The 22,148-nt window shown below is 73.0% G+C and carries 23 protein-coding genes; 12 read left to right on the forward strand and 11 right to left on the reverse strand.

Annotated features, from left to right (window positions below):
• Positions 1-66: 66 nt before the first annotated feature.
• A complete protein-coding gene (locus OG309_RS35760) occupies positions 67-660 on the reverse strand; it encodes a CGNR zinc finger domain-containing protein (protein ID WP_329427426.1) in 594 nt (197 codons plus the stop codon).
• 66 nt (positions 661-726) lie between these two features.
• Here OG309_RS35760 and OG309_RS35765 point away from each other — a divergent pair, with 66 nt between their 5' ends.
• Positions 727-1,953: an MFS transporter gene (locus OG309_RS35765; RefSeq protein ID WP_329427428.1), complete on the forward strand. Its 1,227-nt coding sequence runs from the start codon at positions 727-729 to the stop codon at positions 1,951-1,953.
• 86 nt (positions 1,954-2,039) lie between these two features.
• Here the strand turns inward: OG309_RS35765 and OG309_RS35770 are convergent, their stop codons facing one another.
• The 5 genes from OG309_RS35770 to OG309_RS35790 form a co-directional block, all read right to left on the reverse strand.
• Complete coding sequence (locus OG309_RS35770) at positions 2,040-2,498, reverse strand: GNAT family N-acetyltransferase (RefSeq protein ID WP_329427430.1); 459 nt, start codon at positions 2,496-2,498, stop codon at positions 2,040-2,042.
• Positions 2,499-2,702: 204 nt separating this feature from the next.
• Positions 2,703-3,119, reverse strand: a complete 417-nt coding sequence (locus OG309_RS35775; protein ID WP_329427432.1) for an SRPBCC family protein — start codon at positions 3,117-3,119, stop codon at positions 2,703-2,705.
• The gene (locus tag OG309_RS35780) at positions 3,116-3,430 is read right to left on the reverse strand and encodes an ArsR/SmtB family transcription factor (protein WP_329427433.1); all 315 of its coding nucleotides are present in this window, start codon (positions 3,428-3,430) and stop codon (positions 3,116-3,118) included. The genes OG309_RS35775 and OG309_RS35780 overlap by 4 nt, the downstream gene beginning before the upstream one ends.
• A gap of 106 nt (positions 3,431-3,536) precedes the next feature.
• Entirely contained in the window at positions 3,537-3,728 is a 192-nt protein-coding gene (locus OG309_RS35785; RefSeq protein WP_329427435.1) for a ferredoxin, read from the reverse strand.
• 14 nt (positions 3,729-3,742) lie between these two features.
• Positions 3,743-4,933, reverse strand: coding sequence for a cytochrome P450 (locus OG309_RS35790; protein WP_329427436.1), 1,191 nt, complete (start codon positions 4,931-4,933; stop codon positions 3,743-3,745).
• A gap of 611 nt (positions 4,934-5,544) precedes the next feature.
• Between OG309_RS35790 and OG309_RS35795 the strand changes: the two genes are divergently transcribed.
• The 3 genes from OG309_RS35795 to OG309_RS35805 all read left to right on the forward strand — a co-directional run bounded on the left by OG309_RS35795 (position 5,545) and on the right by OG309_RS35805 (position 9,600).
• Positions 5,545-7,749: an RICIN domain-containing protein gene (locus tag OG309_RS35795; RefSeq protein ID WP_443067614.1), complete on the forward strand. Its 2,205-nt coding sequence runs from the start codon at positions 5,545-5,547 to the stop codon at positions 7,747-7,749.
• Between the two features lie 63 nt (positions 7,750-7,812).
• Positions 7,813-8,181, forward strand: a complete 369-nt coding sequence (locus tag OG309_RS35800; RefSeq protein ID WP_329427437.1) for a VOC family protein — start codon at positions 7,813-7,815, stop codon at positions 8,179-8,181.
• A gap of 186 nt (positions 8,182-8,367) precedes the next feature.
• Complete coding sequence (locus tag OG309_RS35805; protein ID WP_329427438.1) at positions 8,368-9,600, forward strand: alginate lyase family protein; 1,233 nt, start codon at positions 8,368-8,370, stop codon at positions 9,598-9,600.
• Between the two features lie 61 nt (positions 9,601-9,661).
• On the opposite strand, the gene OG309_RS35810 is transcribed toward OG309_RS35805, so the two are convergent.
• Entirely contained in the window at positions 9,662-10,207 is a 546-nt protein-coding gene (locus OG309_RS35810) for an HAAS signaling domain-containing protein (RefSeq protein ID WP_329427439.1), read from the reverse strand.
• A 640-nt stretch (positions 10,208-10,847) separates the two neighbouring features.
• On the opposite strand from OG309_RS35810, the gene OG309_RS35820 reads away from it, so the two are divergent.
• Positions 10,848-12,041 carry a hypothetical protein gene (locus OG309_RS35820; protein ID WP_329427441.1) on the forward strand — a complete coding sequence of 398 codons (1,194 nt, stop codon included), beginning with the start codon at positions 10,848-10,850 and terminating at the stop codon, positions 12,039-12,041.
• Positions 12,042-12,116: 75 nt separating this feature from the next.
• Here the strand turns inward: OG309_RS35820 and OG309_RS35825 are convergent, their stop codons facing one another.
• Positions 12,117-12,680, reverse strand: coding sequence for an antibiotic biosynthesis monooxygenase (locus OG309_RS35825; RefSeq protein WP_329427443.1), 564 nt, complete (start codon positions 12,678-12,680; stop codon positions 12,117-12,119).
• Between the two features lie 127 nt (positions 12,681-12,807).
• Between OG309_RS35825 and OG309_RS35830 the strand changes: the two genes are divergently transcribed.
• Positions 12,808-13,818, forward strand: a complete 1,011-nt coding sequence (locus tag OG309_RS35830; RefSeq protein ID WP_329427445.1) for an alpha/beta hydrolase — start codon at positions 12,808-12,810, stop codon at positions 13,816-13,818.
• Between the two features lie 48 nt (positions 13,819-13,866).
• Here OG309_RS35830 and OG309_RS35835 read toward each other — a convergent pair whose 3' ends face one another.
• Positions 13,867-14,274, reverse strand: coding sequence for a hypothetical protein (locus tag OG309_RS35835; protein ID WP_329427447.1), 408 nt, complete (start codon positions 14,272-14,274; stop codon positions 13,867-13,869).
• Between the two features lie 233 nt (positions 14,275-14,507).
• Here OG309_RS35835 and OG309_RS35840 point away from each other — a divergent pair, with 233 nt between their 5' ends.
• Positions 14,508-14,876: a BlaI/MecI/CopY family transcriptional regulator gene (locus tag OG309_RS35840; RefSeq protein ID WP_329427448.1), complete on the forward strand. Its 369-nt coding sequence runs from the start codon at positions 14,508-14,510 to the stop codon at positions 14,874-14,876.
• Entirely contained in the window at positions 14,873-15,787 is a 915-nt protein-coding gene (locus OG309_RS35845) for a M56 family metallopeptidase (RefSeq protein ID WP_329427451.1), read from the forward strand. Before OG309_RS35840 ends, OG309_RS35845 begins: the two co-directional genes overlap by 4 nt.
• A gap of 21 nt (positions 15,788-15,808) precedes the next feature.
• On the opposite strand, the gene OG309_RS35850 is transcribed toward OG309_RS35845, so the two are convergent.
• Positions 15,809-16,846 carry a C40 family peptidase gene (locus tag OG309_RS35850; protein WP_329427453.1) on the reverse strand — a complete coding sequence of 346 codons (1,038 nt, stop codon included), beginning with the start codon at positions 16,844-16,846 and terminating at the stop codon, positions 15,809-15,811.
• Between the two features lie 465 nt (positions 16,847-17,311).
• On the reverse strand, positions 17,312-18,634 hold the full coding sequence (locus tag OG309_RS35855; protein WP_329427455.1) for an MFS transporter: 1,323 nt from the start codon (positions 18,632-18,634) through the stop codon (positions 17,312-17,314).
• Positions 18,635-18,844: 210 nt separating this feature from the next.
• Here OG309_RS35855 and OG309_RS35860 point away from each other — a divergent pair, with 210 nt between their 5' ends.
• The 4 genes from OG309_RS35860 (at position 18,845) to OG309_RS35875 (ending at position 22,114) form a co-directional block, all read left to right on the forward strand.
• On the forward strand, positions 18,845-20,233 hold the full coding sequence (locus OG309_RS35860; protein WP_329427457.1) for an MBL fold metallo-hydrolase: 1,389 nt from the start codon (positions 18,845-18,847) through the stop codon (positions 20,231-20,233).
• Positions 20,234-20,355: 122 nt separating this feature from the next.
• A complete protein-coding gene (locus tag OG309_RS35865; protein ID WP_329427459.1) occupies positions 20,356-20,958 on the forward strand; it encodes a rhodanese-like domain-containing protein in 603 nt (200 codons plus the stop codon).
• On the forward strand, positions 20,955-21,797 hold the full coding sequence (locus OG309_RS35870; protein ID WP_329427460.1) for a sulfite exporter TauE/SafE family protein: 843 nt from the start codon (positions 20,955-20,957) through the stop codon (positions 21,795-21,797). The genes OG309_RS35865 and OG309_RS35870 overlap by 4 nt, the downstream gene beginning before the upstream one ends.
• A gap of 50 nt (positions 21,798-21,847) precedes the next feature.
• The gene (locus tag OG309_RS35875; RefSeq protein ID WP_132916395.1) at positions 21,848-22,114 is read left to right on the forward strand and encodes a metal-sensitive transcriptional regulator; all 267 of its coding nucleotides are present in this window, start codon (positions 21,848-21,850) and stop codon (positions 22,112-22,114) included.
• The last annotated feature ends 34 nt before the right edge of the window (positions 22,115-22,148 follow it).

A 22,148-nucleotide genomic window follows, 5' to 3' on the forward strand; every position in this document is an offset into this window, starting at 1 on the left:
CTCCCGCCTGTCACGCCCTCCGGGCCCGGACGGCGCCCGGCCGGCGACGCCGGGCGGCCCCTCACCTCATCCCGCCGCGCCCTTGCGTGCCCGGAAGGCCGCGGCCTTGGTGCGGTTCTGGCAGGCGGTCGAACAGAACTGACGCGCCGCGTTACGCGAGGTGTCGACGTAGACGCGGTCGCAGCGGTCGGCCCGGCAGACGCCGAGCCGGCCGGCGAGGCTGCCGCCCACCGCCAGCGCGAGCGCCGTGGCGCAGCCGGCGGTGCAGCCCGCGGCGAAGGTCTCGTCGGCGCCGTGGAAGTGCAGCTGCCAGGGCTCGCCCTCGCGCCGGTCCAGGTGCGGCCGCGCGCCGCTGAGCCGCAACAGGTCGTTGACCGTGGCGGCGGCCGCGTCCAGGTCGCCGTCCTGCACGGCCTGGAAGACCGTGCGCATGCGCCCCGACGCCGCGACGAGGTACTCCGCCTCCGCCCCGTCCGTGGTGCGCGGGAGCGAGGACGAGGCGCGGGGCACCGCCGCTTCGACGGCCGCCGACAGGTCGGCTCCGCGCGGTGCAGGGTAGGCCCGACCGTGCGCCTCGCCTTCGGTCAACGTGTTCACGAGCGCCACCGCCTGATCCAGCAGCACCGCCACGTGACTGTCGAACATCACTTGACCAGTCACCCCCTCGATGGTCTGATACGTGACTGACATTACTTGATTCGACGGTTACGCGAGGGGGGTCGGCGCATGCCGAGGGTCGTGTGGTTACTGGTGATCGCGCGGGCGATCAACAAGCTGGGGGCCTTCTCCCTGCCGTTCCTGACGGTGCTGATCAGCAGCGACTTCGACGCGAGCGTGACCACCGCCGGGCTGCTCTCGGCCGCGTTCGGCCTCGCGACGATCCCCTCACGGCTGGCCGGCGGCCGCCTCGCGGGAATCCTCGGGCGCCGCCGCACCATCGTGCTCGGCCTCACCGGCTGCGCCGTCGCGCAGGTGGCGATCGCCGCCGCCGGCTCCCTGCTCCAGGTCGCGATCTTCGCGGTCGTCCTCGGACTCGCCTTCGAGCTGTACGAGCCCCCGAGCCAGGCGATGATCGCCGACGCCGTCGGCCCCGCCGACCGGGTCCGTGCGTTCAGCCTGCTCAACGCCGCGCTGGCCGTCGCCGGCACCGGCGCGGGCCTGATCGCGGCGGCCGTCGGCCGCTGGGACCTGCGCTGGCTCTTCGTCGTCGACGCGCTCACGTGCCTGGCCTGCGCCGTCGCCCTGCGCCTCGTCCTGCCCGCGGACCACCCGGGCCGCCGCCCGGCCGCCGCCGGTGAGGACCTCGGCGTGCCGGTCCACCCCTGGCGGGACCGGGCGCTCTGGGCCATGTTCGGGTGCGGCACGGTCTTCGCGCTCGTCGCCATGCAGGTCGTGATGGGGCTGCCGCTGACCCTCGCCCGCCGCGACCTCGAACCCGCCGACGCGGGACTGCTGTTCACGGCCTCGGCCGTCATCGTCGTGGCCGCCCAGCCCGCCCTGCGGCTGCGCAAGATCGCCGCGCTCTCCGACACCGCCGCCCTGGCCCTCGGGTACGCGCTGATGACGCTGGGCCTGGCGGGGTACGCCCTCGCGTCCTCCCTGACCGCGTTCCTGATCGGCACCGGGTTGTGGAGTCTGGGAGAAGTGTTCGTCCTGGGCCGGGTGTTCGGCGTCGTGGCGGCCCTGGCCCCGCCCGGCGGCTCGGACCGCTATCTCGCCGCGTACGGCATCAGCTGGGGCATCGCCACGACCGCGGCCCCGATCACCGCCACCCAGCTCCTCGACCGTTTCGGTCCGACGGCCCTGTGGGCCTGCACGGCTGCTCTGTGTCTCGTCCTCGCCGCCGCGCAACCGCTGCTGGTCGCCCCCTTGATCGGCCGGGAGCGCCCGGCCGGACCGGTCCCGGAGGCCGACCCCGCCGCCGGCCGCCCCAAGCCCGCCCGCGCGGACTGAGAGCGGGGCGCGGGCCGGGGGGAAGGGGGGAAGGGGCCGGGGTGCGAGGGTCAGGGACAGGGGGCAGGCGGCAGGTGCCGCGGGGTTCAGGCGCCGGGCGTCATGTCGTACGTGACCCACATCGTGCGGGTCGCCACCTGGTCGTACTTCGCGCGGGCGCGGTGGTTGTCGTCGGCGGTGATCCAGCGGACGACGCTCCAGCCGCGCTCGGCGGCGATCTCGCGCAGCGCTCCGAGGAGCCGGTCGGCGGCGCCGGAACCCCGGCTCTCCGGGGCGACGAACAGGTCGTCCAGGAAGCACCCCGTGGTCGCCGAGAGCGGGCGCGCGAAGGGCCGGTAGTGCGCGAGGCCGATGAGCCGCCCGTCGAAGTCCTCGGCGACCAGGGCGTTCACCTCGTGTCCGGCGTCGTGGATCCACGCCCAGACCTGCTCGGCGGCCTCGTCGGTCTGCTCGACCCGGTAGAACTCGGCGTAGCCGCGGTAGAGGGCACGCCATTGCGTGAAGTCCTCGGTGGTGGCGGCACGGACCTTGATGTCGGTCGACATGGACTCACACTCTCTCGCTCTTGCGGGTGGCACGGTGCCGCGGTGCCGCGGTGCATCGGTGATGCGGAATCCGCGGGTTCCGCACGGAGTCGATCATGCGGGTCCGGCGCCGCCGCCACCCCTGACGCGGCGTCCAAAGAGGCGCCCCCCGAGCGCCACGATGGACAGTTGGCGCCCGGGCGACACCGCGCCCGTGCGGCGGCGTCAGGCGGCCTCCAGAAGTGCGGCGTCCAGCCGGTCCAGGACGCCCGGCCAGCCACGGCCCATGTCTTCCCGTGCCTGTCGGCCCATCGGGGAGTCGAGGTCGAACCCGCTGTGGGTGAGCAAGAGGCGCGTGCCCGTGCCCTCCGGTTCCAGTCGCCAGGTGATCGTGGTGTCGAGCGTGCCCTCGGCGAACCGGTAGGCGAGCAGCCGCTCGTCCTCGACGGCCGTGACCTCGCACTGCTGGCTGCCGAAGGCGCCCATGTCCAGAAGGAAACGATGGCCGACGAGCGGCTTGACATCTCCGGCGGCCCACCAGCGGGCGTGCAGCTCGGGATCGGTCAGCGCACGCCAGACCGCGGCCGGCGGGTGGGCCAGGAAGCGGGCGCAGTGGATGGTGTCGGGGGCGGTCCCGGTCATCTCGGGTTCTCCTCGTCCAGAAGGTCGGCCAGGGCGTCCATGCGCTGGTCCCAGTAGTGCTCGAACGGGTGCAGCCACCGGCTCACCTCGGCCAGCGGCGCCGGCTGGAGGTGGTAGAAGCGGTGCCGCCCCCGCGGCTCCTCACGCACGAGGCCGGCGGTCTTGAGCACCGAGAGGTGCTCGGAGACCGCCGGCCTCCCGAGCTCGAACATCGCGGCCAGCTCACCCGTGGAGCGGGGCCCCTCGCGCAGGCTTTCGAGCAGTCTGCGGCGTACCGGATTGGCCAGCACGCCGAACACGTCGGTCGGCATGCCTCCACCATAGGTCGGAAAATTCCGACGCGTCAAACTTTTCCGACGCGTTCTGGTGGCCCACCCGCCGCCGGCCCCTCACCCGAACCAGCGCCCGGACCCGGCCCTACTCCTCGACCGTGATCGCCTGTACGGGACAGGCGCGGGCGGCCTCGCGGACCAGCGGTCCCTCGGCGTCGTCCGCGCGGTCCGGGACGACGGTGCCGAAGCCGTCGTCGTCCTGGGTGAAGAAGTCGGGGGAGGTCAGGGCGCACTGTCCGGCGCCGATGCAGATGTCCCCGTCGATCGAGATGCGCATCCGTGCGGGTCCTTTCACCATGTGACAGGGAGTTCGAGCATGCCCTGGATCGTGTCGCCCGGCTTGAACGGGATCTCCTCGGCGGGTACGGCGAGCCGGAGCCCCGGCAGGCGCCGCAGCAGGGTCCCGAGCGCGATCTCCATCTCCGCGCGGGCCAGGTTCTGTCCCAGGCACTGGTGGATGCCGAAACCGAACGCCAGGTGGTGGCGGGCCGGGCGGGCCCAGTCCAGGGCGTCGGCGTCGGCGTAGGCGGCGGAGTCCCGGTTGATGACGGAGGTGGAGAACACCACCCCCTCGCCCGCGCGGATCACCGTGCCGTCGATCTCCACGTCCTCGCGCGCGACCCGCAACAGCCCGTCCGCGATCGACAGGAACCGCAGCAGCTCCTCCACGGCCGCCGGTACGAGCCCGGGGTCGGCCCGCAGCTCGGCCAGCCGCTCGGGGTGGCGCAGCAGGGTGAACGTACCGAGCGAGATCATGTTCGCGGTCGTCTCGTGTCCGGCGACCAGCAGGATCGTGGCCAGCTGCACCAGTTCCTGGCGGTCCGGCCCGCCGTCCTGGAGCTGCCGGGCCACCAGGTCGTCGAGCACCCCCTCGCCGGGCTTCTCCCGCTTCCGCTCGATCTGGTCGCCGAGGTAGCCCTCCAACTGGGCGAGCGCCTCCTCGGCGTCCGCGCCCGTCGGGCCGCGCAGCAGCCGCCGGGACTGCGCCTCGAAGAAGTCGTGGTCCTCGTAGGGCACGCCCAGCAGGTCGCAGATCACGATCGACGGCACGGGCAGCGCGAACGCGCTCACCAGCTCGGCGGGCGGGCCCGCCGCCTCCATCGCGTCCAGGAGCCCGTCCACGGTCGACTGGATGCGCGGGCGCAGCCGCTCGGCGCGCTTGAGCGTGAAGCTGGGGATCAGCATCCGGCGCTGGGCGTTGTGCTCGGGGTCGTCCCAGCCGAGCAGTGCGGCCCGCCGTGACCTGCGCAGGTTCGCTGCCCGCTCGGTCGGCAAGGGGAAATCGGGCCGGGTGGAGTCGGTGGACAGGCGCGGGTCGGAGAGCAGTGCGCGGGCGGTCGCGTGTCCGGTGACGGCCCATACCGGGCGCCCGTCCCAGAGTGTCACCCGCGACAGCGGGCGCTCCTCGCGCAGCGGCTCGTAGGCGGTCGGCGGGTGGTAGGGGCAGGTCCGGTCCTGGGGGAACGCAACGGCTTCCGTCATGGGGGGCCTCGCAAGGGCGAATCGGTGGCTCTGACGTGGGTTGCCGTCTCCACTACATGCCTCAGGCACCTATCTGGTCTACGCACAGTTCGGCCAATCCACCGGAAGGGGGGTCGTCCGTTCGGCTTCCGGTCGGCTTCCGTCCGTGCCGTTCACCGGCGTGCATCCGACGGCGACCGGGGCGGCGGACGGGGGTGCGGACGGGGGTGCGGACGGGATTGTGGACGGGACGCCGGGCCGGCGCGGCGGGCCGAAGCGGCGACCGGGGGTGGCGCCGGAGCATGAGAAGAGCCCGGCCTCGTACACGGGGGAGGTACGGGGCCGGGCCTGAGAACACAGTACCGCCGAAACTCCCTTTCGTGGTGCGATGGCGGCAAATCGCCCCCGGCCTTCCGAAATCCGACGCCAGGAGCGGCTCCCTCCTCGCGGACCCCCGACGTCAAGACTTCACGCCGGGACAGGCCGAAATCCAAGTGCGAGGCCGGCAAAGGGACTTGTGTGTTCAGGATCTGAACGCACAGGGTCTTGACGGCGGCTCGTCGCGGCAGTTCACTCACGCCTCAGTTCCCTCGGACCAACGGCCCCACACGCTCTCCGGGAAAGGCCCCCGCATGCCCATGTCCTCCCCACCGCTCCGTCGCCCCCGGCTCGGCGTCGTCGTCGCCCTGGGCGCCGTGCTCTGTTCCGGTCTCGTGGCGCTGGCGCCGCGCACCGCCGCCGCCCAGACCGCCGCGCTGCCCACGGGTTGGGCGACCGTGGTCAACGCCGGCAGCGGAAAGTGCCTGGACGCCCGTGCCGCCGCGACCGTCAACGGGACCGCCGTGCAGCAGTACGCCTGCAACGGCACCGCCGCCCAGCAGTGGAGTCTGACCGCGACCTCGGACGGCTACGTACGGATCGGCAACCGCAACGACTCCGCCCAGGTCGTCGACGTCAGCGACGTCTCCACGGCGGACAACGCCGCCGTGCACCTGTGGAGCTACGGAGGCGGCCTCAACCAGCAGTGGCGGGCCGTCGACGACGGCGGAGGGGCGTACCGGTTCGTGAACCGCAACAGCGGGAAGTGCCTCGACGTCCCCGCCGCGTCCACGGCCGACGGTGTGCAGCTCGTGCAGTACACCTGCAACGGCACGGCGGCCCAGCGCTTCCAGGTGAACGCGGCGGACCTCCCTCCCGGTGACGTCGACCTCGGCCCCAACGTCGCCGTGTTCGACCCCTCGATGTCCTCCGCCACCATCCAGAGCCGCCTCGACACGATCTTCCGGGCCCAGGAGACGAACCAGTTCGGGCCCCAGCGGTACGCCGTGATGTTCAAGCCCGGCACCTATGCCAACGATGTCAACGTGGGCTTCTACACCCAGGTCCTCGGCCTCGGCCAGTCCCCGGACGCGGTGACGATCAACGGCGCGGTGCACGTGGAGGCGGACTGGTTCCCGCCGCAGAACGCCACGCAGAACTTCTGGCGCGGCGCCGAGAACCTCTCGGTCACCCCCTCCGGCGGCACCGACCGCTGGGCGGTCTCGCAGGCTTCGGCCTACCGCCGCATGCACGTCCGCGGCAACCTGGAGCTCAGCGACGGCGGCTGGTCCAGCGGTGGCTTCCTCGCCGACACCAGGATCGACGGCCAGGTCCGCTCGGGGACCCAGCAGCAGTGGCTCACCCGCAACGCCCAGCTCGGCAGCTGGACCGGCTCCAACTGGAACATGGTCTTCGTCGGCAGCCAGGGCGTCCCCGGCACCAGCTTCCCCAACCCGCCGTACACCACGGTCGACCGCACCCCCGTCGTCCGAGAGAAGCCCTTCCTGTACGTGGACGGCACCGGCGCCTACAAGGTGTTCGTGCCCGCCACGCGGACCGACTCCACCGCGACGAGCTGGGCGGCGGGCGTCCCCGCCGGCACCTCGCTCGGCATGGACGCGTTCTTCGTGGTGAAGCCGGGCGCGAGCGCGGCACAGATCAACGGCGCCCTCGCCGCGGGCAAGAACCTGCTGGTGACGCCGGGCGTCTACCACCTCGACCAGACCCTGCGGGTCACCCGCCCCGACACGGTGGTCCTCGGCCTCGGGCTCGCCACCCTCGTCCCTGACAACGGCGTCACCGCCATGACCGTCGCCGACGTCGACGGAGTGAAGCTCGCGGGCGTCCTCTTCGACGCCGGACCGGTGAACTCGCCGACCCTGCTGGAGCTCGGCCCGGCCGGCTCCGGCGCCTCCCACGCGGTGAACCCCACCTCGCTCCACGACGTGTACTTCCGCGTGGGCGGCGCGGCCGTCGGCAAGGCGACCACCAGCCTCGTCGTCAACAGCGACCACGTCATCGGCGACCACATGTGGATCTGGCGCGCCGACCACGGCACCGGCGTCGGCTGGAACACCAACACCGCCGACACCGGACTCGTCGTGAACGGCGACGACGTGACCATGTACGGCCTGTTCGTCGAGCACTACCAGAAGCACCAGACGATCTGGAACGGCAACGGCGGCCGGACGTACTTCTACCAGAACGAGATGCCCTACGACCCGCCGAACCAGGCGGCCTGGATGAACGGCTCCACCCAGGGCTACGCCGCCTACAAGGTCGCGGACTCCGTCACCAGCCACCAGGCCTACGGCCTCGGCAGCTACTGCTACTTCAACGTCAACCCCGGGGTCGCGGCAGAGCGCGCCTTCGAGGCCCCCGCCAACGCCGGGGTCCGCTTCCGCGACATGGTCACCGTCTCCCTCGGCGGCACCGGCACCATCCGCCACGTCGTCAACGACCGCGGCGGCCCCTCCAACGCGAGCACGAACGTCGCCAACCTGGTCACCTACCCCTGACGGAAGCGCCTTCGCCCCGCTTCTAGGGTGGGCGGACGATCACCGACCGTCCAGGAGGAGCCCATGCCCCCGCTCATGAAGCTGAGCGCGATCACCCTCGACTGCCCGGACCCCGAGGCCCTGGCGGCCTTCTACCGGGCGGTCACCGGGCTCGAACCCCACCCCACGTCGGACGCCGAGTTCGCGAGCCTCCTGCCGCAGGATGGACCGCTGCTCGGCTTCCAGCGGGTCGACGCCTACCGCGCCCCGACCTGGCCCGACCAGATCGTCCCCCAGCAGCTCCACCTTTGCTTCGACGTCGCCGACCTGGAGGAGGCCGAGGCGCGCCTGCTGGAGCTGGGCGCGGGCAAGCCGGCCGGGCAGCCGGACGAGGAGAGGTGGCGGGTCCTGACCGACCCGGCTGGACACCCCTTCTGCATCGTCGCGGTCTGATATGCGACAGAGCGCGCTGTTCATGTCCTTGAACGGCGCGCTCTCCGCTGCTCGACGTCGACGGTGTTCCCATCTTCCCCCTGGGGCGGCGCAGTTCGGCTGGGACGGTTGACCGCACTGGTTCAGACCTTTACTTTCGCAGTGCGAGAACACGACCAGAGTTCACATAGTCGAACTGGAGTCGCGATGCGAAGCCACCCCCACACCGGCCCCCACGCCCGCCCGCACCCCCACCGCCGTGCCCGCCGGGCGCTCGCCGCCGCCCTGCTGCTGGCCGTCCTCGGCGCCCTCGCCGGACTGCCCTCCGCGGGCCGGGCCGAGGCGGCGCCCAGCGCGTTCGTCCACCCCGGAGTCCTCGTCTCCCGCGGCCAGCTGGACTTCACCCGCGAGCAGGTCCAGGCCGGGGCCCAGCCATGGAAGGGCGCCTACGACCAGATGGCGGCGAGCAAGTACGCCTCGCTCACCCGTACGCCCAAGCCCCGGTCCGTCGTCGAGTGCGGCTCCTACTCCAACCCCAATCACGGATGCACCGACGAGCGCGAGGACGCCCTCGCCGCGTACACGCTCTCCCTCGCCTGGTACGTCACGAGGGACAGCCGCTACGCCCGGAAGGCGATCGAGATCATGGACGCCTGGTCGGCCGTCATCACCGACCACACCAACTCCAACGCCCCGCTCCAGACCGGCTGGGCCGGCTCCTCCTGGCCCCGTGCGGCAGAGATCATCCGCTACACCTACACGGGCTGGCCGCAGGACCGCGTCGACCGCTTCAAGACCATGCTCCGCACCGTCTACCTCCCCGAGGTCGCCAACGGCTCCCAGTCGAACGGCAACTGGGAGCTGAGCATGACCGAGGCCGCGATCGGCATCGCCGTCTTCCTGGAGGACCGGGCCGCGTACGACAAGGCCGTCGCCAAGTTCCGCGGGCGCGTCCCCGCGTACATCTACCTCGCCACCGACGGCAGCCTGCCGAAGGCCGCCCCGGGCAGCGGCCTGGACACCCGCGACGAGATCGTCCGCTACTGGCAGGGACAGACCACCTTCGTCGACGGCCTCACCCAGGAGACCTGCCGGGACCTCACCCACACCGGATACGGCCTGTCGGCCATCTCCCACATCGCCGAGACCGGTCGCATCCAGGGCCAGGACCTCTACCCGGAGGTCGCCGACCGGCTGCGCCACGCCCTCGGCCTCCAGTCGCGCTACGAGCGCGGCGAGACCCCGCCGAGCTGGCTGTGCGGTGGCACCCTCAGGGACCACCTCGGGCCCGTCACCGAGGTCGGCTTCAACGCCCTCCATCAGCGCATGGGTTACGCGATGTCCCACACCCAGGCGCTGACCGAGCAGAGCCGTCCGGCCGGTTCCAACAACCTCTTCGTCGCCTGGGAGACGCTCACCCACGCGGCCAACCCCCGCTGACCGGAGACGGGTCGGCCCGGCGCCGTGGAGAGGGACGGCGTACGGGCCGGCACCGCCCGGCTCAGCGGCGCGCCGCCCGGCTCAGCACCGTGGCGCCGGCGACCGGCACGGCCAGCGAGAGCCCCGCGAGCACCAGCAGCTCCATCGGCCCGATCCTGGAGCCGTAAAGGGACAGGACGGCGAGGACCACGACGAACGGGACGGCCGCGCAGGCGACCGTCGCGATCGCCTTCTGGCGGGTGCTCCACTGCGGGGAGCCCCACAGCAGCGCCAGGCCGACGAGCATGGCCGCCGCCCCGACGAACGAGTTGAACAGCACCAGCAGTCCGGCCACGGCGAGCAGGACCACGGTGAGGCGGGTGCGGCCGGGTCGGACCGCCGGTGCGGTGGCCGGCTCCTCCGCCAGCGCGGCGCCGGCGACGGCGCGGGGATCGCCCAGCCCGTCCAGGACCCGGCGGACCTGGATGTCCGTCTCGGCGCCGCTGACCTCGACGTGCTCGCGGAGGTCGGCGAGCAGCTCGGCCCTGCGCTCGGCGGGGAGTTCGGAGGTCTCGCGGGCGACGGCGTCGAGGTAGGCGGTCACCAGTGGATGGTCGATGGCGTTCATACGGATTCCCCCTGCGGGTCGTTGAGAAAATGGTCGACGGCGTCCCGGAACGACGGCCACGCCCGGGCGAGCTCGGCGAGGGCCGCATGGCCCTCGCCGGTCAGCGTGGCGGCGCCGGGCGGCGGCCCGCTCGGGGACTCGCGCAGCTGGGTGCCGGCGAATCCTTTTTGCGGCGCAGCCTCGACAGCCAGGGACGGAAAATGCCCTGACTGGTGGTCATGAGGCTGACCGCGGAGAGCTCGGCGAGCGGTTCGACACCGTGTCTCGGCGCGTCCCTGAGCGGCGCGAGGAGGCAGCGCTCCAGCACTCCCTCACGGAGCCGGCTGGGAACCTCGCCTCCCGTCCCGTTCTTTGCGTCGCCAGGAACCATGCAATGCAAGATAGTGCGGCCGCGCGTCTCCCCGCAAGCGTGGACGCGCCACGGGCGGTGTGTCCGTCGCGCGGACGCGTGGGCGTGGCCCCCAGACCGGCGAGGAGCCCGGCCTGGCCGGCCGGCACCTCGGAGAGGATCGACCGGGCGACGGAGAGCAGGTCCGCGATCGGCGGGGACACCCGACCCGACGCCCGGCGATCCCGGCACCCCGTACCCTCCACTGACCAGGCGCATCGCACGATGCGCGGCGACAACGGGGGACAGCACATGACATACCGGCGTGCGGCGATACCGGCACTGCTCGGGGGACTCCTGCTCACGGCACTCCTGTGGTGGGCGGGCGCCAGCGCGGACGCGCTCCACCTGCCGGGCAGCGGCGGCGCGCTCGGCGGGCAGACGGCCGCCGAACTCGAACGCTGGCTCGCCCCTTGGGCGTACGACCCGCCGACGGCGCTTCCCCTGGGCGCCGAGACGGCCGGTGGGACCGGCGACGCGGCGGTCACCGACAACGACCGCTACCTCTCGCTCTACACCACCGCCCTGCAGATCCGTTACTGCGCGCTGTTCGCCTTCTTCGTACCCGGGGCGCTGCTCCTGATCCGCCGTCTGCCGCCGGTGCAGGGTCGCACGCCCGCCACGGTGCTCGCGCTCTGGGCCTGGGCCATGGTCGCCGGAACCCTCGCGGTCGGCGTCTCCACCCCGTGGCTGATCGCCTCGATGGGCCGCGGCAGCTACCGCTTCCTGCCGCAACTCGCCGGCGGAATCGCCGCGGGCCGCCAGATGCTCGTGGTGACCGGGCTCGTCGTGGCGGCGGTGACCGCGCTCGTCGCGCGTGTCGCCGCCAAGGGCGCCGGCCCCCTCCCGCGCACACCCGTCCCCGCACGCGTCGCCCGCCGGGCCGCCACCGCCGGGACGGCCGTGATCGCGGTGTCGCTGGTGGTCCTCTCGTACGAGAAGGTCGCCGCAGCCCTCCAGTCGGTCCCCTCGCCCGGCGGACTGCTCGACGAACCGGGCGACCTGCTGCGCCAGTGGCTGCTGCTCGGCGCCTGGTCGACCCCGGCCGGCACGGCGTTCGACGACTGGCTCCTCTACCGCGCCGTCGACCTGCTGGTGCTCGCCCTCGTGTGGACGGCGCTGCGGCTGCTGCCCGGACTGCTCACCCGGGTCACCGTCCCCGCGATGGCGGCCGGGGCCGTGGGCGCGACCGTGCTCGCGCTGCTGGTGAGCCAGGTGCTGCGGATCGCCCTGGACACCACCGGCATGCGGTACGGACTCCTCTACGTCTCCGGCAACCTCGGCAACGGCGTACCGGCCGCCCTGACCTGGGGCGTCCTGGCGGGGGCCGTGGCGGCCCTGACGGTGAGGGCCGCCAGGGGCGGGCCGGAGCCCGCGGAAGCACTGGAGCCCGAGACGCCCACGGCGCCCGAGACTCCGGAGGCGAGGGCGACGGAGCGGCCCTGACGGAACGGGCCGGAGGACGGGTATGAGTGCGCGTACGAGGACGGGCGGTGCCGTGGGCGCGCGAACCCGGCGCGGCTATCTGCCGAGCCACCCCCGCAGCAGTCTGCTGACCGTCGGCATCGTCACGTACGTCATCAGGACGTTGAAGACGCAGGCGGTCAGGACGGTGCTCACTGCCAGGGGCAGCCCGGTGAGCCGAGGGACGAGGAAGTAGCCCCCGAGCAGGGAGACCGGGTAGATCGCGAGGGTCGCGCTGATCGCCATCTTCCACCGGGGCGGCGCCGGACGCGTCGAGCCCGGCTCGGCGAACCACGTCTCCATGCCCGTCAGCTTGCGGCGCGCGATCTCGGTGTGGTGGTGCCCCTCGCAGTGGGCGAACCAGGCCGCACGCTCCGGCGACTCCTGCCACACCCGGCAGGCCTCCGCGTCCCGGAACCGGTGGACGAGGAACCACGGGGCGTCACCGCCGGACGAACGGAAGAGCCCGTAACCCAGATGCCCGGGAAAGGCGGCCGCGCTGTCGAGAATGCCCTTCGCCCACTGCTCGAAGGCGGCTTCGTGGCCGGGCTCGACCCGACGGGCTATCAGCAGCGTCACCTCACCGGCGTCGGCGGGGACGGTCGCGTGCTCAAGGCTCACCGCGGTCACTACAGCTCCTGATGGTCACGCCGCGCCGCCCGCCACCCTACGCGGTCGGCGGCCGGGACCCCGCTCTCGGGCCTGCCCCCCGGTTCGCCCACGGAAGGCGCCCCGGGATACTGCCCCCATGACCGGCACCCCTCGCCCCGCACCGGCGCCCCCGCCCCCGTTCGACCCCGAACTGCGTGTGGCGCTCGGCGCCTTGGGGGAGGCGGCGCGGGAGCCGTACACGCCGGAGAACCTCGCCGCCCGGCAGGAGCGGGACGCGGCGGCGCGGCCCCGGCCGACCGTCGAACAGCTCCGGGCCGACGGGCGCTTCGAGGTGGCGGAGCTACGGGCGCCCGGCGGGCCCGGCGGCCCTGAGGTCACGCTGGTGAGCGCCCGCCCGGCCGGCACGGACGGCCCGCTGCCGCTGCTGTACTACCTGCACGGCGGCGGCATGATCATGGGCAACGCGTGGTCCGTCCTCCCGCAGCTGCTCCGCGGGTGGGCGCTCCCGCTGGAGTCGGCCGTGATCTCGGTCGAGTACCGCCTGGCACCGGGCACGCGGTACCCGGGACCGCTGGAGGACTGCTACGCGGGGCTCGTCTGGGCCGCCGCGAACGCCGCCGCTCTCGGCATCGACCCGGACCGCATCGTCATCGGCGGCAAGAGCGCCGGCGGCGGACTCGCCGCCGCGCTCGCCCTGCTCACCCGCGACCGCGGCGGACCCGCCCCGGTCGGGCAACTGCTCCTGAGCCCGATGCTCGACGACCGGGGCGACACGTTCTCCAGCCATCAGATGGCCGGTGTCGACACCTGGGACCGGAGCTCCAACGCGACCGCCTGGCAGGCGCTGCTGGGCGACCGGTACGGCACCCCGGACCTGCCGCCCCACGCGGCACCCGCGCGGGCGACCGACCTCTCCGGCCTGCCGCCGGCGTATGTCGAGGTCGGCTCCGCCGAGACGTTCCGGGACGAGGCAGTGGCCTACGCCGACGCGATCTGGCGGTCAGGCGGCCAGGCCGAACTCCACGTGTGGCCCGGCGCCTTCCACGGCTTCGACACCGTGGCCCCCGGTGCCGCCCTCAGCCGGGACGCGCGCGACGCCCGCACCCGCTGGCTGAGGCGCGTCCTCGCGAGGGCGGTGCAGAGCTGACCGGTCGAGGACGGGGCGTGCGCGCGGGCGGGCCCGGGGCCGTGTCGACTACTGCGGGTCCCGGTTGGGGGCCCACGCGCTCCAGGAGCCGTCGGCTCCGCGCTCGCGGAACCAGCCGTGGCCGTCCGTGCCGATGACGTGGATGGAGAACTGCCAGGGCAGCGACTGCTGCCACACGGAGGTGACGACACCGCTCATCGCCACGCCGCCCATCGACAGCCAGCTGCTCCAGTCGCCGTCGGAGTCGGTCCAGCGGGTCCACACGGAGCGGTCGGGGTCGACCACGAAGACCTGCTTGGTCCCGTCCGGGAGGACCTTGGTGTTGACGCCGTACTCGCAGATGTAGGCGTGACCGCCGGTCTTGCAGCCGGTGGCGGCCTGAGCGGTCGACGGCACGGCCACGGCGAGCCCTGCGACGGCGGCGAGGGTCACGAGGGTGGCCTTGAACTTCTTCATGGATACGGATTCCCTGACATGCGTGCGTGAAGGGTGACGACGACGATCCTGCGCGACACCTCTCACGCCTCGCTCACGTTCCGCTTGCGTCCGCGGATCCCTTGGGGAGCGCTCCAGCGGTGGCGCCCGCTCGGCGCGCACGGCTCCTCCGGGCCAGGGGCCCGGCAGGCCCGCGGATAGGATGGGAGCACCGCGGCCCTACGGTGCGGCCGCCGGGGGCGAGGGGAGCGGGCGTGCGTCAGTTGGGCGAGCTGGAGGCGGAGATCATGGACCGCCTGTGGTCCTGGGGCCGCCCCGCCACCGCGCGCGAGGTCCTCAACGACCTGAACAAGCAGCGCCCCCTCGCGTACAGCACGGTCAAGACCGTCGCCGACATCCTCTACGGCAAAGGCATGCTGACCCGTGAGAAGGACGGCCGCGCCTGGCTCTACGAGCCGACGTGCACCCGGCAGCAGTACACCGCCGCCCGCATGCAGGACGCCCTGGAGGGCAGCCCCGACACGGCCGGAGTGATGGCCAGCTTCGTCGAGCAGATCTCAGCGAGCGAGGTGGAGGCCCTGCGCGCCGCTCTGCGCGCCGCCAAGCGCCGGAGCGAGTCGTGATCACCGCCGCCGTGCTCGCCGGGTACGCCGTGCTCGTCGGCGCCGCCGCTCCCCACCTCCTGGCCCGGGCCCGCTGGCCGCACCGCGCGCCCGTCCTCGCCGCAGCGGTCTGGCTGCTGCTGATGGTCACCTTCGTCGTCTCGGCCGCACTCGCCGTCTACCACCTCGTGATGACGGAGCAGCACGTCCACGACGGTCTGACGGGCCTGCTCAGCCTCTGCGGACTCACCGAGGACACCCCGGCGGGCGCCGCCACGGACCCGACCCTCCGGGACTCCGCCGTCCTCCTCGCCCCGACCGGTGTCGTCCTCCTCCCCGTCTTCTGGCTGCTGCGCACGGCCTGGACGGCACGGGCCGAGCGGCGCCGTCAGCTCGAAGCGCTCCGGCTGATCGGCCGCTCCTCGACCACGTACGGGGCGACGATCGTCGAGCACCCCGTCGCCGCGGTGTACTGCCTCCCGGCGCGGCTGGCCCGCGTCGTCGTCACCCGGGGCGCCCTCGACGCCCTGGACGACGAGCAGTTGCGCGCCGCCCTCGCGCATGAACGCGCCCACATCGACGGCCGCCACCACTTGGTCCAGATGGTGCTGCGGGCGTTCGCGCGGGCGTTTCCGAAACTGCCGCTCGCCCGGCACGGGCAGGAGCAGACGCTGCTCCTCCTGGAGATGGCCGCGGACGACCACGCCCTGCGCCTGCACTCGCGGGACGCCCTCGCGACGGCGCTGTGCGAGGTGGCGGCGGGGCGCGTGCCCCGGACCGCCCTGGGGATGGGCGGCCCTAGCGCGCTGATCCGGCTGCGGCGGGTCCTCACCCCGCAGCCGCGGCCGCACGGCGCGACCCGGCTCGGCGTCGCCCTCGCGGCGGCCGGGGCCCCGCTGTTCCCGATGCTCCTCGGCTGCGGCCCCTTCTGACCCTGGACCCGCCCCCCGGGGTCAGAGCCTCACGCCCCACATGAACGGCATCCCGCTGCGCGCGATCGACTCGTACCGCACCTGCGCCCCGGGCTTGGGGGAGTGCAGGATCTGCCCGTTGCCCGCGTAGAAGCCCACATGGCTCAGGTCGGTCCGCATGATGATGAGGTCGCCCGGCCGCAGGTCGCCGAGCGAACCGATCCGGGTGCCCACGTTCGCCTGCGCCTGGGACGTACGGGGGATGGTCACGTTCGCCTGCCGGAAGGCCCACGACGTCAGCCCCGAGCAGTCGAAGGACCCCGGACCGGCGGCCCCCCACACGTACGGCATCCCGACCCTGCTCTTGGCCGCGGCGAACGCGGCGGCGGCGCGCGACGACGCGCTCGACTCGTTGCCGAGGTCGGCCCGGGCGCCCGCCCGGTCGGCACGGTCCTCCGCCCGGGCGATCCGCGCCCGCTCCTCGGCGGAGAGGGTGTTCAGCAGCTTCCGGGCCTTCTCCAGCTTGCCCTGCACCTCCGCCTTCTTGCGGCGCTGCTCACCGCGGGTGGCCTCCAGCTCGGCCAGCTTCCGCGCGGCCTCCGTGCGCTGCTGCTGGAGCTCCCGGCGCTGCGCCTCGAAGAGCTGGAGCGCGTTCACGTCCCGCTCGCCGAGGCGCTGCTGCAGACTCGCGCGTTCCAGGAAGGTGTCGGGGTCCGCGGAGAGCATCAGCCGCATCGACGGATCGAGCCCGCCGCCCCGGTACTGCGCGGCGGCGAGCGAACCGACCCGGTCGCGCAGCCTGTTGAGCTCGCCCTGCTTGCGGGCGGTCGCGTCCTGGAGGGTGCCCACCTGCTTCTGCAGCGCGTCGGCCTTCTCCTTGGCTCCGTTGAACTTCTCCGTCGCCTGCGTGGCCGCCTCGTAGAGCCGGTCGATCTCGGCCTGCACGCCCTTCTTCCGGGGGTCGGGCGCGGGGTCGGCCCACGCGGTCTGCGCCGAGAGGGCCACGGCCGCAGCCGCGGTCGTCGTGAGGACACCCGCGTAGCGCGGGCGTGAGGGCTTGGGACGGCGGTGGGACGCCACGATGGGCCGGCTCCTTCTTCTGGGGAGGGCTCCCCCGGCCGGGGCCGGGGCACGGGCCCGGCAGGCGACCGGAGGAGCGCCTGAATGCTAAGCAACTTAGCTGACGGGTGGCAAGTGCCGATGCTGAAGCTCTTGGCTGCTGAGGCTCCTGCCGGACCTTGTGCTTCTGGCGCCGTTTTTGCACGGTGCGGCGCTAGCCTTCGAGAAATGTGAAACCACTTAGCAGATTGGCTGTGGTCTGTGGTCTGCGGTCTGCGGTCTGCGGGCTGTGTGCGGTGAACGCGGGGAGGGCCAATGGTTCCGGTCCGATCGCGGGGAGTCGTGGCGCCCGCGCTCACGGCCTGTTCCGGGCCCCCGGCCGCCCCGAGCGGCGCTCCGTCGCTCGTCGGCGCCTCCGGGCCCGAGGTCGCGACGCGTACCCCGGCGAGGCGGGGATGATGGCGCTCGTCGCCTACCGTGCCTGACTCACGCGGCGTCGGGTGCCGGAACCGTGCCGGGGGTCTTCTCCCGGCCGGACATCCAGCGCCCGGCGAGCAGACCGGAGGCCGCGGTCAGGGCGGCGGCCACCATGACGGTCGCGTCCAGGCCGATCGCATCGGCGAGTACGCCTGCGAGGAGGGCGCCGGCGGCGTAGCCGATGTCGCGCCAGAAGCGGTACGTGCCGAGCGCGTTCGCCCGCCACGAGGGGTGCGCCCGGTCGGAGACGGCGGCGATGAGCGCGGGGTAGACCAGCGCGGTTCCGATGCCGAGGCCCACGGCGGAGAGGAGCCCGGCGAGCAGGGGGCGGTCGAGGAGCGCCGGCGCGACCAGGAGGCCGCCCGCCTGGACCAGCATGCCGGTGACGATCAGGGGCTTGCGCCCGATCCGGTCGGCGAGGTGGCCGGCCGGGATCTGCCCGAAGCCCCACAGGAGCGGGTAGAGCCCCTTGATCAGTCCGATCGCGGCGATGCCGAGCCCGTGGTCGGCGAAGAGCAGCGGGAAGACGCCCCAGGTCAGGCCGTCGTTGAGGTTGTTCACCAGGCCCGCCTGGCTCGCACCGCGCAGCGAGCGGTCCCGCCAGGAGGTGCGGGCGAAGGCGCCGGCGAAGGAGACCTTCGCCGCTTCCCCCGCCGGGGCGGGGTGCCGGGCGAGTTCGAGTGCCAGATGGGCGCCCGTGTCCTTGGCCAGGAGGGAGAGTCCGAGGCCCGCCGCGATGAAGACGACCCCGATGAGTTCGGGGGCGGGGCGGAGCCCGTACCGGGTGGCCAGGTAGCCGGTGAGCAGGGCGGACGCGCCCACGGCGACGTAGCCGGCGGCCTCGTTCAGGCCGGTGGCCAGGCCCCGGCGGGCGGGACCCACCAGGTCGATCTTCATGTTCACCGTCATCGACCAGGTCAGGCCCTGGTTGACGCCGAGGAGCACGTTCGCGGCCACGATCCACCACCACGACGGCGCCCACGCCAGCACGAAGGGCACCGGCACGCCCGCCAGCCATCCGGCGAGCAGCAGCTGCCGGCGCCGGAAACGGGCCGTGAGGGCACCGGCGGCGAGGTTGGTGAGCGCCTTGGTCAGGCCGAAGGCCACGATGAACGAGAAGACCGCCAGGTTGCTGGTGAGCCCGAACACCTCCGTGCCGATCAGCGGGACCGTGGTGCGCTCCAGGCCGACGAGCGCGCCGACCGCCACGGTGACGACGACGAGCAGGACGAACTGCGCCCGGTTCTCCCGCAGTCCCAGCCGCACCGTGCCGCCCGTGGAGGCGGCCGCCGACACCGGCGCGGGGGCGGTCGTCTCCGTCCGCTGAGTCATCTCGATGCACCGTCCTGTTCGTGTTTCAGCTGGCCACAATACCCCCATGGGTATTTTGATGATGTGATCCAGGATACCTGGGGGGGTATTTGACTCAAGGCGGCCCGTCTGTCTACGGTCGGATGCATCGATACCCAGGGGGGTATGGAAACCCGGCGCGTCCGCCCCTTTCGTTCCGACCGGATGCGCGTCCCCGATGGAGGAATCGGCGTGTTCTTCGCCCAGTACTACCTCGACTGCCTCTCCCAGGCGTCGTACATGATCGCCGACGAGACGACCGGACAGGCCGTCGTCGTCGACCCCCGCCGCGACGTCTCCGAGTACCTCGCGGACGCCACCGCGCACGGGTTCACCGTCGTCGGCGTGATCAACACCCACTTCCACGCCGACTTCGTCGCCGGCCACCTGGAGCTGGCCGCCGGCACCGGCGCGTGGATCGGCTACGGCAGCGGCGCCGAGACCGAGTACCCCATCCGCCACCTGGCCGAGGGCGAGCGCATCGGGCTCGGCGACGTCACCCTGGAGATCCTGGGGACGCCCGGCCACACCCCCGAGTCGATCAGCGTCCTCGTGTACGAGCGGGCCGCCGACACCGTGCCGTACGGCGTGCTCACCGGCGACGCGCTGTTCATCGGCGACGTCGGCCGCCCCGACCTGCTCGCCTCCGTCGGGGTGACCGCCGAGGAACTCGGCGCCATGCTCCATGACAGCGTCCAGAACAAGCTGATGGCCCTCCCCGACGACGTGCGGGTCTTCCCCGCCCACGGCGCGGGCTCCGCCTGCGGAAAGAACCTCTCCACCGAGAAGTCGTCCACGATCGGCGAACAGCGCGCCACCAACTACGCCTGCGCCCCGATGGGGCGCGAGGAGTTCGTCGCGCTCGTCACCGCCGGACAGTCCGCCGCGCCCGGCTACTTCGCCTACGACGCCGAACTCAACCGCAAGGACCGCCTCCTGTACGACGCGACGTCGGCGCCGCGGCCGCTGTCCGCGCCCGACTTCGCCGCACTGCGCCGCTCCGGCGCGGTCGTGGTCGACGCCCGCTCCCCGCAGGAGTTCGCCAACGGGCACCTGCGCGGCGCGGTCAACGTGCCCGCCGAAGGCCGGTTCGCCGAACAGGCCGGCACCGTCCTCGACCCCGCCGACGAGCTGATCGTCATGGCGCCGGAGAACCGCGAGGAGGAGGTCGTCACCCGCCTCGCCCGCATCGGCTTCGACCACGTCGTCGGCTACCTGCGCAACCCCGAGGACGCCCTGGCGGCCCTGGCCGACGACGTCACCCCCGCGAGCCGTCTGACCGCCGCCCGGCTGCGCACCGCACTGGCGGGCGAGGCGCCCCCGCTCGTCGTCGACGTGCGCACCTGCGGGGAGCGGAGCGCCAACGGCTTCATCGACGGCGCCTTGCACATCCCGCTGAGCGAACTGCCCGCGCGCACGGATGAACTGCCCACCGGCCGGCCCCTGGTCCTGCACTGCGCCGGCGGCCACCGCTCGTCGATCGCGGCGAGCCTCCTGCGCCACCGCGGCTTCGCAGACGTCTCCGACATCCTCGGCGGCTACGCCGCCTGGGCCCTGGCGTCCGAGCGCGCCGAGGCCTGACGCGCCCCTGCTCGCCCTCCGTCTCCCCTCCCCGCGTCAGAGGCGGACCCGTGGGGCCCCGTACACGCCCGTGAATACCCCCCTGGGTATTTTCCCCTTGTCTGCACAGGAGCCACGCCCACATGACCGAGAACTCCGACCGGACCGCCGCCCCCGCCTCGACCTCGTCGATCACCCCCGCCGTCCTCCACGCGCTCGTCCGTGAAGGGCGCGCGCCACGGCTGCTGGACGTGCGCACCCCCGGTGAATTCCGGACCGTCCACATACCGGGCTCGTACAACGTGCCCCTCGCCACCCTGCGCGAGCACCGCGCCGAGCTGCTGTCCCACCTGGACGAGGAGGTCGTGCTCGTCTGCCGCTCCGGCGCCCGCGCCACCCAGGCCGAGAAGGCCCTCGCGGAGGCGGGCCTGCCCAACCTCCGGGTCCTCGAAGGGGGCATGAACGCCTGGGAGGCGTCCGGGGCGCCCGCGAACCGGGGCCCCGAGCGGTGGGACATGGAGCGCCAGGTGCGGCTCGTCGCGGGCTCCATGGTGCTCGTCACCGGCGTCATCGGCGTGTTCGTGCCCGGCGCCCACCTGATCGGCACCGCGGTCGGCGCCGGTCTGACCTACGCGGCCCTCAGCAACACCTGCGCCATGGGCGTCCTGCTCTCCAAGCTGCCGTACAACCGGGGGCCGCGCACCGACATCCGTGCCGTCATCGCGGAACTGCGGAACACCCCGTGACCGCCCTCGTCGTCGTGGCGTCGCTGTTCATCGGCCTCACCCTCGGCGTCCTCGGCGGCGGAGGCTCGATCCTGACCGTGCCCATCCTGGTCTACCTGGCGGGGCAGGGCACGAAGGAGGCCATCGCCACCTCGCTCTTCGTCGTCGGTGTCACCAGCCTCGCCGCGCTCGTGCCCCACGCCCGCGCCCGCCGGGTGCGCTGGAAGGCCGGGCTCCTGTTCGGCGCGTTCAGCATGGCGGGTGCGTACGGGGGCGGCCGGCTCGCCGCTTACGTCCCCGGTACGGCGCTCCTCATCGCGTTCGCCCTGATGATGCTCGCCACGGCGGTCGCGATGCTCCGCCCGTCGCGGCGCGGCGGCGAGCCGAGGCCCCGGCACCGGGACCTGCCCCTCAGGCACATCGCCGTCGAGGGTCTCGTCGTCGGCGCGGTCACGGGCCTGGTCGGCTCGGGCGGCGGATTCCTCGTCGTCCCGGCGCTCGCCCTCCTCGCCGGCCTGCCCATGGGCATCGCCGTCGGCACCTCGCTGCTGGTCATCGCGATGAACTCCTTCGCCGGCCTGGCCGGGCACCTCTCGGGCGTGGGGATCGACTGGGGCCTCGCCCTGACGGTGACCGCGGCGGCGGTGGCGGGCAGCGTCGTCGGCGCCCGCTTCGCGGGCCGCATCCCGCAGGAGTCGCTGCGCCGGGTCTTCGGCTGGTTCGTCGTGGTGATGGGTGTCTTCGTCCTCGCCCAGCAGCTCGGTACCGGCCTGTGGGTCCACCCGGCGACCTGGGGCGTGCTGGGCGCGGTGCTGGTGGCCGCGACCGTGGCCCGATGGCGGGCGAAAAGTAGCGGTTGATACCCCTGGGGGTATCCTGGTGTGGGGGGTGAGAGTGGAGGAGGATCTCCGTGCAGGTGGAAGAAGGGGCCGTGCGCCCCGTCCTGAACCGGCTTCGCCGTGCCCAGGGGCAACTCGCCGCCGTCATCGCGATGATCGAGGCCGGCCGCGACTGCAAGGACGTGGTCACCCAGCTCGCCGCCGTCTCCCGGGCCCTCGACCGGGCAGGGTTCAAGATCGTGGCGAGCGGGATGCGGCAGTGCCTCGCCGAGAGCGCCGCCGACGCCCCGCCCATGTCGGAGGAGGAACTCGAGAAGCTCTTCCTCGCCCTGGCCTGACCGCCGCTGCGGCGTGACGGCGCACGCCGCCGTC

This window comes from Streptomyces sp. NBC_01268 (assembly GCF_036240795.1).
Lineage (GTDB): Bacteria > Actinomycetota > Actinomycetes > Streptomycetales > Streptomycetaceae > Streptomyces.